Origin of the sequence: Pelagibacterium sp., assembly GCF_035555455.1 — a bacterium.
GTDB lineage: Bacteria > Pseudomonadota > Alphaproteobacteria > Rhizobiales > Devosiaceae > Pelagibacterium.
On record NZ_DATMGM010000024.1, the window covers coordinates 1 to 7351 of the forward strand.

Genomic DNA, 7351 nt, shown 5'->3' on the forward strand with positions numbered 1-7351 from the left:
GGCCATGCCGAAAAAGACGACAATGGCGACACAGGCCAGAACCGGCGCGATGAAGCTGCCGGCGAGGCCGCGCTGGGAAAAATCAAAACAGGCGATGGCCTCGGGCCGGCCCCGCAGCAAAAGCCGCGTGCCTTCCAGCGCCCCGCTCGCCTCGCCGAGCAGCGTCGTATGGGATCGGGCCACGGGCGGTCAGAAGTCCGGGGCGGCGGTGGGGCCGTACAGCACGCCTACGGCGAGCAGCGCGATCATCATGCCGATGGTCTGGACGACAATCAGCATCACGATCTGCCCCGCCTTCATCCCCACGACCAGTCGTGCATTGTTGATGCGGGCGAGAAAGCCGACCACTACGGCAAAGACGAGGATCAGTTCGGCGCTTGTGGTGAGGAGGGCCACAGCGGCCAGCACCATCGACACGACGGCGTTGACCCAGTTTTCCACCGTGACAAAGGCGATGAACTTGTCGGACAGGCCGGTGATGCGCAGCACCACCCACGATGCGCCCATGATGCCGCCATAGAGCAGCGCGTTCTGGACAAGGGCGGCGAAGGTCGAAATCCCCGCACCGGCGGGGGCGAGCAGCGCTGAAATCAGGAAGGTGACCAGCACGGACGCCAAAAGCGCGATAAAGCTCGATGCCAGCCCGCGCAGATCGGTGAAGAAAAAGCCCGGCGCGTCGCGACGCCCGGCAATCAGGCGCCAGCTTCCAGCAATCGCGGACCGGGTTTCCTCGACGAGGCTGGGCTGAGGCTGGGACAAGGCAGGGTTCCTGAAACGGTTCGAGAAGCCACGGCGTCAGGAGATGACGCCGGGCAGTCTGCAAACATGTAGAGCGCGGCGCGCGTTCCGGCAAGCGACGAGGTGCCGGTCAGCCTCCGCGCGACAGAAAGGCTTCGGTGTAAAGGGCATAGAAGCGGGCCAGCCGCTCCACATCGGCCACCGGCACACGCTCATCGACCTGATGCATGGTCGCCCCGATCAGCCCGCATTCCACCACGGGGCAATATTGGGCGATAAAGCGCGCATCCGAGGTGCCGCCCACCGTGGAGAGCTTTGGCCTGACGCCGTTGAACTCTTCCATCACGTCAGTGAGGTGCTCGACATGACCTGCGGGCGGGGAGATGAAGCAGCGGGAAACGGGGCCGATCTGCTCGAACCCGATGGTGCATCCATTGGCGTCCACAGCCGCGATCCGGCGGTGGATTTCGGCCAGCAGCGTCTCGCCGGTCCAGGTGTCGTTGAAGCGCACATTGAAGCGCAGAGAGGCCTTTTCCGGGATGACATTGGCGGTGGGATTGCCGGTATCGATCGAGGTTACTTCCAGATTGGTGGCCTGGAAATGCTCGGTGCCGTCATCGAGCGGTGCAGAGAGCGCGCGGGCGACCTCGACCAGAATGGGCAGGGGATTGTTGGCGCGCTCGGGATAGGCGGAATGGCCCTGCTTGCCGGTGACGGTTATCCGTCCAGACACCGACCCGCGCCGCCCGATCTTGATGGAATCTCCAAACTCCTCGAACGAGGACGGTTCACCCACAATGGCAAAGTCGAACTTTTCGCCCTGCGCGTCGGCCCATTCGAGAATCTTTTTGGTGCCGTTGATCGCGTCGGCTTCCTCGTCATTGGTGATGGCGAGCGATACCGTGCCCGCATCAAGGCCACCGCGCTCGGCCAGATCGGCCATGGCCCCGCAAAAGGCGGCAACGCCGCTTTTCATGTCGGTGGCCCCGCGGCCCCACATCACCCCATCGATGATGGTGGCTGAAAAGGGGTCATGGGTCCAGGCGGCGCTGTCTCCCGGCGGCACCACGTCGGTGTGGCCGGCAAACAGGAGGTGCGGGCCGGGCCGTCCCCCGGTGCGGGTCGCATAAAGGTTATCGACCGGATACGAACCATCGCCCTCGAACGGCAGCCGCGTGCAGGTAAACCCCAGCGGGGTCAGAAACGCCTCCAGCACATCGAGAACGCCTTCCTCCTTCGGGGTGACCGACGGGCGGCGGATCAGATCGGCGAGCAGCGAGACGGCGGGGTGAGTCATGATGGCGTATCCTGAGAATGGCGGACGGGCGGGGCGGACTGAGGAATGATCTTACCGCAATTGCCGCCGGGCAAAAGGGCATGGGGGGATAAAGGCATTCCTGCGCGTGAAAGAGCTTAAGTCAATCGCGGAGCAAGTCGTTGATCGAGGTTTTGGCGCGGGTGCGTTCATCCACCCGTTTGACGATCACGGCGCAGTAGAGACTGGGGCCGGGGCTGCCATCGGGGAAGGGCTTGCCGGGGAGCGAGCCGGACACGACCACCGAATAGGGCGGAATGCGGCCATAGAAGATTTCGCCGGTGGCGCGGTCGACGATCCTGGTCGATTGGCCGATGAAAACCCCCATCGAGATCACCGAACCTTCGCCGACGATGACGCCTTCGACCACTTCCGAGCGCGCGCCGATAAAGCAATTGTCCTCGATGATGACCGGCCCCGCTTGCAGCGGTTCGAGGACCCCGCCAATGCCGACCCCGCCCGAAAGGTGCACGTTCTTGCCGATCTGGGCGCAACTGCCCACCGTGGCCCAGGTGTCCACCATCACCCCTTCGCCCACATGGGCCCCCAGATTGACGAAGCTGGGCATCAGGACGGCGTGTTTGCCGATGAAGGCCGAATGGCGCACAATGGCTCCCGGAACGGCGCGAAAGCCCGCTTTCCGGAATGCGCTGGCATCCCAGCCGACAAATTTGGAGGGCACCTTATCCCACCACTGGCTGCCGCCGGGACCGCCGGCGATGGTGTCGAAATCGGTGAGCCGGAAGCCGAGCAGCACCGCTTTTTTCAGCCATTGGTTGACTACCCACTCGCCGTCCGGGGCTTTTTCGGCCACCCGCACGGTGCCCGCATCGAGCAGGGCCAGCGCTTCGTTCACCGCCTCCCGGATGGGGCCCTGCGTGCGATGATCGAGCGTATCGCGCGCCTCGAAGGCGGCGTCGATGGTTGCGGCAAGCTCATGGGTCATGGGGATCGCGCCCGTCCGGGCTGGTGGGAGGGGCGGGGACATTACCGCAAGCGCGAAAGGCGCGGAACCCCGAGCCATGGAGTTTTTTTATCCTCGGGGCGAGCGAAGGAACCGGGCGCATGGGCGCACACATTGTCGTCACGGCCTTGGATTAATCGCCATCCATCCTTAACACGCTGCTGCGACAATGATCACGATGCAAGCAACAAGGAGCCTGAATATGGGCCGCAAGCGCCATTCTTCACTGCGTTCGTCCAAGGAAGACATGGAAGTCGTCCGCCACACGCCGCAGACCCCGCAGACCCAATCGCCGGCTTACCGGCTGGCCTTCGCGGACGAAGAGTTCATGACCAGTGAGGATCTGCGCGGGGTTCGCTTCCATCTCGAATATCTCAAGATCGAATTCCGGTTGCGTGAGGCGGGGATCAATTCGACCGTAGTGTTGTTCGGTGGTGCGCGCATTCCCGAGCCGGGCAAACCCGCATGGGCGGCCAAGACCGAAACGGCGCGGCGCAATCTGGAAGCCAATGCGGTCTATTACCAGGAAGCGCGCCGCTTCGCGCAACTGGCCTCGCTGGCCTCCGAAGCGACCGGATATACCGAATTCGTGGTGGCGACCGGCGGAGGGCCGGGTGTGATGGAGGCGGGCAATCGCGGGGCCGCCGATGTCAACGCGCCCTCGATCGGGTTCAATATCGTCCTGCCCCATGAACAGGCGCCCAATACCTATGTGACGCCGCAGTTCGCCTTCAATTTCCACTATTTTGCGACGCGCAAGATTCATTTCATGATGCGCGCCAAGGTGATCGCCATCTTCCCCGGCGGGTTCGGGACGCTCGACGAATTCTTCGAGGCGCTGACCCTGATCCAGACCGGGCGCATGGACCGCGTTCCGCTGCTGCTGTTCGGCACCAGATTCTGGAACCGCGTCATCAATCTCGAAGCGCTGGCCGAGGAAGGCACGATCTCGCCTGACGATTTCAAGCTGTTCAGCGTGGTCGATACCGCCGATGAGGCCTGGGAGGTTGTGCGCAAGACCTACGATCTGCCCGAGATCGACCGCCCGGTGGCGACGCGGGCCTGACCCCGGAAACACGGACGGCCCGGAACGCCCGGGCCGTCACGAAGACCGAACGCGCCGGTTACTGGTTGGCGCGGATTTTGATGTTGAGCAGATCGACCAGCGCGAACGGATCGGCATCGAATTCGGCTTCCAGCGATTCCAGTTCGGCGAACGCAATCGGCGCGTCGGGCTCGACCGAAATGACGAAGTTCTGTGGATCGGCGATGAAGGCGTTCACCGCGTCGTTGACCATGGCCTTGAATTCGGCGTTGCGGACCTCGGTGAGCATCATGGGGACCATGAAGCGCAGTCCGGCCTTGAAGGTTTCGCCATCGACGCCCTGCTCGGCGCCGATGAAATCGAGCACCTTGTTGAACAGCGACGCATCGTCATAACGCAGCGAGCCGCTTTCCAGCCTGAGGCCATCCATGCTGGCGAGAATGCCCTCGGACATGGCCAGCATCTGGTCGTCGTCCAGTTCGATCCCCGCATCGGCCATTTCGGCCATTTTCAGGTTGGTCTTGATCAGATCGCGATAGAGGTCTTCGGTGTACCCGTCCAGAGCGAAGGCCAGCGAGACCGAGCCCAGGTCGTCTACGGTGAAGTTGATGTCTTCTACCGTGGCGCGCCCGGTCTGCGGCCACCACGTGCCCATGCCGCTCATCGAGCCGCTCAGCTGCGTGATGCCGAAAGCGTCAAAGGCCTCCTGCGCTTCGGCTTCTTCGATGGAACCGAGGTCGCCGCGAATGCCGGTGACCGAATAGCGCGAGGTGATGCTGCCGTCAGCGGCGGGCTTGCCGATCACCGTTTCCATCATGTCGATGGCGAACAGCTCGGTGCCCTTGCCATCGGAAACGCTAAGCGGACCGGCGGAAATGCGCTCATAGAGCCCCAGCCCGATCTCCATCGCGCTGTCGATGGTAAGGGTGCCTGGCAGCGTGATGCCTTCGGCTGCGATGTCGACCAAGCTGACGGAAATGCCCTCATCTTCGTCGGTATAATTGAAATCGGCGATGCTGGCACGATCGGCGGTGTAGCCGCCACCGGCGGTTTCCCGCACACCCTCGAACACCATCTCGCCGGGAATTTCGGCGCTGTCCTCACCGGGAACCGTGATGGAAAAATCCGACAGCGTCACCGTATCGCCCTCGGCGACCGCCGAGCCGTAGCTGAATGCAATTCCCATCAGCTTGCTTGCCGCGACCAGCTTGTCCCCGAAATCCTCGGCTTCAAGCGCGAGGGACATTTGCGTGCCTGCGAGCACGAGGGCGGCGGCGGTCAGCGCGGTGCGCGAAACAGTCTTGAGCATGGTGGTTCCCATCTTTGCGGCCCTCCCGGCCGGTTGTTCCCCGTTATAGCATCGCTCTTGCGAGTGGCCAGTGGATTTGCGGCGCGGCCCCGGACGGGCCCGTCCAGACCGGTTAACGCGCCGTTACCAGCTTTCGATCACCGCTTTGGCAACAAAAGGGCATCAGGGCATCTGCTTGATCAGAAACCCGGCCAGATCGGAGGTGACGTGATGGACGTGGCCGAGCGCCTTGCCCTGTTCGAGTTCCCAGGGATCGCATTGGGCGTGATCGAACCCCGGACCCGCCACCACCTGCACTGTGGCCATGCCGGTCTGGTGCGGCACCAGCAGATTCTTTTCCAGATCGTCGAACATGATCGAGCGGCGCGGATCGACGCTGTGGGTGGACAGGAAATCGCGATAGGCGATTTCGAGCGGCTTGGGCTGGAAGCGGGCGGCGCGGATATCAAAGATTGCTTCGAACAGGTGCGACGCGCCCAACCGCGCCAGCACGGCCTCGGCATGGCTGGTGCTGCCATTGGTGAAGATGAACTTGCGCCCGGGCAGGGCCGCGATGGCGGAGACCAGTTCGGGGTGCGGCAGGACCGGTGCGTAATCGATGGCGTGAACCGTGGCCAGATACTCGTCCGGGTCGATGGCGTGGGTCCGCATCAGCCCGTTCAGGGTCGTGCCGTAATCGCGATAATACTCTTTCTGGAGCTTGCGGGCCGCTTCGATTTCGAGGCTGGTGACCCGGGCCACGTAATCGGTGATCAGGATGTCTATCTGCGCGAACAGATTGCATTCGCGCGGATAGAGCGTGTTGTCGAGGTCGAACACCCAGTCGGTGATGTGGTCGAAGGCGGGGACAGTCGCGGACATCTTGTTCATGCGCCCATTATGCCCAAATTCGCCGCCATGGGAATGGCTCTAGCGGACGATGAGCGTCCCCGCCCCGTGTTCGGTGAACAGCTCCAGCAGCACCGAATGGGGGGTCTTGCCGTTGACGATCACCACGCCTTCGACGCCGCGGTCGAGCGCCTCGATGCAGGTTTCGACCTTGGGGATCATGCCGCCCGAAATCGTGCCGTCGGCGATCAGCGCGCGCGCCTCGGTCACCGAAAGCTCGGGGATCAGCGTGCCCGACCGGTCGAGAACCCCCGGAACGTCGGTGAGAAACAGCAGCCTTTTGGCAAACACCGCACCGGCTATGGCCCCGGCAAAGGTGTCGGCGTTGATGTTATAGGTCTCGCCATCGCGGCCCGGGGCGACGGGGGCGATCACCGGGATCATCTCCGAATGGGCGAGAAGGTCGAGCAGAGTGCGATCAACCTCGATCGGCTCGCCGACAAAGCCCAGATCGAGCACTTTTTCGATGTTGGAGGTGGGGTCGACGACCTTTTTGTTGGCCTTTTCGGCAAACACCATGTTGCCGTCCTTGCCGCACAGCCCGATGGCCCATTCGCCCTCGGCGTTGATCAGCGCCACGATTTCCTTGTTGATCGAACCGGCCAGAACCATTTCGACGATCTCGACGGTGCGCCGGTCGGTGACCCGCAGCCCGCCCTCGAACTTTGATTCGATGCCCAGCTTTTTGAGCATCTCGCCGATCTGCGGGCCGCCGCCATGGACCACGATCGGGTTGACGCCCGACTGCTTGAGCAAGGCCACGTCGCGGGCAAACGCCTTGCCCAATGCGGCATCGCCCATCGCGTGGCCGCCATATTTGATGACTACGGTCTTGTTCTCGTAGCGCTGCATGAAGGGCAGGGCCTTGGACAGCACTTCGGCGTCATAGGCGTTTTCAAGTCCATCGGCCATGGGGCGGGCAACTCCTGTCTATCTGCTGCCTGTCTAGCCCAATCGGCCCGCTTGTGAATAGCCCCGCCGAAGCGCCGCGCTCCCCTCACAGGGGCTTGACTGGACGCGGCCGGTCCACAGGACGACACTCGACCACCAGGGAGTTTTGATCATGGTCGATCGCCGAACATTTTTACTTGC

8 protein-coding genes are annotated in these 7351 nt (G+C 63.0%); 1 reads left to right on the top strand and 7 read right to left on the bottom strand.

The window, feature by feature from the left end; translation table 11 throughout:
- From VNS12_RS04015 to dapD, 4 genes are all read right to left on the bottom strand, one after another.
- Window positions 1-183 (bottom strand): hypothetical protein (locus tag VNS12_RS04015; protein ID WP_414693058.1); only part of this gene is annotated, 183 nt, incomplete at its 3' end.
- Between the two features lie 6 nt (window positions 184-189).
- Window positions 190-759 (bottom strand): hypothetical protein, encoded by a 570-nt coding sequence (locus VNS12_RS04020; protein WP_325486556.1) that lies wholly within the window; start codon window positions 757-759, stop codon window positions 190-192.
- A 109-nt stretch (window positions 760-868) separates the two neighbouring features.
- Window positions 869-2035: a succinyl-diaminopimelate desuccinylase gene (dapE, locus tag VNS12_RS04025; protein WP_325486557.1), complete on the bottom strand. Its 1167-nt coding sequence runs from the start codon at window positions 2033-2035 to the stop codon at window positions 869-871.
- A gap of 121 nt (window positions 2036-2156) precedes the next feature.
- Window positions 2157-2999 (bottom strand): 2,3,4,5-tetrahydropyridine-2,6-dicarboxylate N-succinyltransferase, encoded by an 843-nt coding sequence (dapD, locus tag VNS12_RS04030; RefSeq protein ID WP_325486558.1) that lies wholly within the window; start codon window positions 2997-2999, stop codon window positions 2157-2159.
- A 220-nt stretch (window positions 3000-3219) separates the two neighbouring features.
- Here dapD and VNS12_RS04035 point away from each other — a divergent pair, with 220 nt between their 5' ends.
- Window positions 3220-4083: an LOG family protein gene (locus VNS12_RS04035; RefSeq protein ID WP_325486559.1), complete on the top strand. Its 864-nt coding sequence runs from the start codon at window positions 3220-3222 to the stop codon at window positions 4081-4083.
- A gap of 58 nt (window positions 4084-4141) precedes the next feature.
- Here the strand turns inward: VNS12_RS04035 and VNS12_RS04040 are convergent, their stop codons facing one another.
- From VNS12_RS04040 to argB, 3 genes are all read right to left on the bottom strand, one after another.
- Window positions 4142-5371, bottom strand: a complete 1230-nt coding sequence (locus tag VNS12_RS04040; RefSeq protein ID WP_325486560.1) for a hypothetical protein — start codon at window positions 5369-5371, stop codon at window positions 4142-4144.
- Window positions 5372-5533: 162 nt separating this feature from the next.
- The gene (locus VNS12_RS04045) at window positions 5534-6232 is read right to left on the bottom strand and encodes a pyrimidine 5'-nucleotidase (protein ID WP_325486561.1); all 699 of its coding nucleotides are present in this window, start codon (window positions 6230-6232) and stop codon (window positions 5534-5536) included.
- Window positions 6233-6280: 48 nt separating this feature from the next.
- The gene (argB, locus tag VNS12_RS04050) at window positions 6281-7171 is read right to left on the bottom strand and encodes an acetylglutamate kinase (protein WP_325486562.1); all 891 of its coding nucleotides are present in this window, start codon (window positions 7169-7171) and stop codon (window positions 6281-6283) included.
- Window positions 7172-7351 lie beyond the last annotated feature (180 nt).

Coding starts and splice junctions, on each gene's coding strand:
- dapE (WP_325486557.1), bottom strand. CDS start 2,035: ATGACTCACCCCGCCGTCTCGCTGCTCGCCGATCTGATCCGCCGCCCG.
- dapD (WP_325486558.1), bottom strand. CDS start 2,999: ATGACCCATGAGCTTGCCGCAACCATCGACGCCGCCTTCGAGGCGCGC.
- VNS12_RS04035 (WP_325486559.1), top strand. CDS start 3,220: ATGGGCCGCAAGCGCCATTCTTCACTGCGTTCGTCCAAGGAAGACATG.
- VNS12_RS04040 (WP_325486560.1), bottom strand. CDS start 5,371: ATGCTCAAGACTGTTTCGCGCACCGCGCTGACCGCCGCCGCCCTCGTG.
- VNS12_RS04045 (WP_325486561.1), bottom strand. CDS start 6,232: ATGTCCGCGACTGTCCCCGCCTTCGACCACATCACCGACTGGGTGTTC.
- argB (WP_325486562.1), bottom strand. CDS start 7,171: ATGGCCGATGGACTTGAAAACGCCTATGACGCCGAAGTGCTGTCCAAG.